Here is a 2209-nt window from a genome sequence, read left to right as displayed (position 1 = left end):
GGCTCTTCTGGTTTCTGTGTGGAAACGAGGTCTATACTGATAGTTTATTTAACCAAATAGTCCTAAAAGTCTTTCCCAGTAAACATTTCACGATTTCATAAGCAAAAATTATCACACAAAGTCGAGAAGAGCCTGACGGCTAATAGCTAGTTAACGTCCCGTTAATTTCACTACCCCAATCCCCCCAAAGTATAGACCCAAGACCGCCCCTGCTAACAGGGATTGGGTGAGAGGATCTGTGGAAGGGGTTAAAATTGCGCCTAAAATCACCGCACCCAAAACCACGAAACGCCAACCCGATAACATCGTTTGCGAGGAAATAATGCCTAAAAAGCTCAAAATCAATTGAATAACGGGAATTTGAAAGGCGATGCCGGTACTAAACAGCAAAAGTAAGACAAATTCAAAATAGCGCTCGATCGACCAAGCTTGTTCGACCACTTCGGCCCCATAATTGACAAAAAAGTTTAAAGCGGCGGGAATCAGGGCAATATAGGCAAAAAATAAACCAGCAAAAAATAAAACACTCGATCCTAAGACTACCGGGACAATTAAACGCCGTTCGCGACGGGTTAACCCCGGCAGCACAAAGAGGATAATTTGTAAGAGAATGACCGGACTAGCCACCAGTATGCCGCTATATCCAGCTACTTTTAGGGAGACGAAAAAAAATTCTCCCGGAGCTAACTGCAAAAATTTTACCCCTTGGGCGGGAACTTCCAGCACTTGTACTAGGGGTTTAACGAAGATAAAACATCCCACCGCACCTACAGCCACGGCAATTAAACTATAAAAAATCCGGCGCCGCAATTCCTCCAAGTGGTCAAATAAGGACATTTCCACTTCTCCGGGCAATTCGTCGAGAAATTCGGTACTGTCTGGGGGCGGGGTTTTTACTTCTGTCGATGACATGGCTTTCGCTCGATCGTTCTCTACTCAAGCCTTTATCCTAGCATTGATAGGGGATGGGGGTTCGGGGTTCGGGGTTCGGAGTTCGGAGACAGAATTCAGGATAATAAATCAAAGTTGCCCCCCACTTCCCCACTTCCCCACTCCCCCACTCCCCTTAAAAAAAATTTGCTATGATCTAGGAACTTGTTTAGTATTTGGTAAAAATAACCATAAATGCCGCCGTGTTCACAACTGTTCAACCCACAAATCGATCGAGCTTACCTGATGACCTATTTACGGCAATTAAAGAGCTTAAACGGGAATTAAACGCCGTTATTCTGGCTCACTACTATCAAAATTCTGACATACAGGATATAGCTGATTATATTGGTGATTCTCTCGGTTTATCCCAACAGGCTGCCCGAACGCCAGCAGATGTGATCGTATTTGCGGGGGTTCACTTCATGGCAGAAACAGCTAAAATCTTAAACCCAGATAAGTTGGTATTGCTGCCGGATTTAGATGCAGGATGTTCTTTAGCTGATAGTTGTCATCCTGAAGATTTTGCTCGTTTTAAAGCCCAATATCCCGATCATATCGTGATTTCCTATATCAATTGCAGTGCAGAAATTAAGGCCATGAGTGATATTATCTGCACCAGTTCCAACGCAGTCAAAATAGTTAATCAAATCCCTGCCCATCAACCGATTATCTTCGCTCCCGATCGCAATTTAGGCCGTTACGTCAGTCAGCAAACTGGTAGAGATTTAGTTCTCTGGCAGGGTAGTTGTATTGTCCATGAAACTTTTTCCGAACGCAAGATAATAGAATTAAAAGTTGCCCATCCAGAAGCAAAAATTATCGCCCATCCTGAGTGTGAATCATCGGTTTTACGCCATGCCGATTATATTGGTTCCACGACGGCACTATTAAATTATTCCCTGAAAAGTTCTGAAAAAACCTTTATTGTCGCCACAGAACCGGGGATTATTCACCAGATGCAAAAATCGGCCCCAGAAAAACTATTTATACCCGCACCAGGTTTGAATAACTGTGCTTGTAATGAGTGTCCCTACATGAGACTGAACACTCTCGAAAAATTGTATCTCTGTATGCGAGATACAACTCCAGAAATTACTATTTCTGAAGATTTAAGAGTTAAGGCACTGTTGCCGATTCAAAGAATGTTAGAAATGTCTTAATCAGTTATCAGTTATCAGTTATCAGTTATCAGTTATCAGTTATCAGTTATCAGTTATCAGTTATCAGTTATCAGTTATCAGTTATCAGTTATCAGTTATCAGTTATCAGTTATCAG

The 2209-nt window shown here is 42.3% G+C and carries 2 protein-coding genes; one reads left to right on the top strand and one right to left on the bottom strand.

The window, feature by feature from the left end; all coding sequences use genetic code 11:
- Positions 1-150: 150 nt before the first annotated feature.
- Positions 151-912 carry a twin-arginine translocase subunit TatC gene (tatC, locus tag O9290_RS14415; RefSeq protein ID WP_002756761.1) on the bottom strand — a complete coding sequence of 254 codons (762 nt, stop codon included), beginning with the start codon at positions 910-912 and terminating at the stop codon, positions 151-153.
- Between the two features lie 221 nt (positions 913-1133).
- On the opposite strand from tatC, the gene nadA reads away from it, so the two are divergent.
- Positions 1134-2093: a quinolinate synthase NadA gene (gene nadA, locus O9290_RS14410; RefSeq protein WP_043998788.1), complete on the top strand. Its 960-nt coding sequence runs from the start codon at positions 1134-1136 to the stop codon at positions 2091-2093.
- Positions 2094-2209 lie beyond the last annotated feature (116 nt).

The organism is Microcystis sp. LE19-41.2A, from assembly GCF_027530405.1.
GTDB classification, from domain to species: Bacteria; Cyanobacteriota; Cyanobacteriia; order Cyanobacteriales; family Microcystaceae; genus Microcystis; species Microcystis aeruginosa.
Note: the sequence above shows the minus strand (reverse complement) of the source record. Positions and strands in the feature narration are given on the sequence as shown.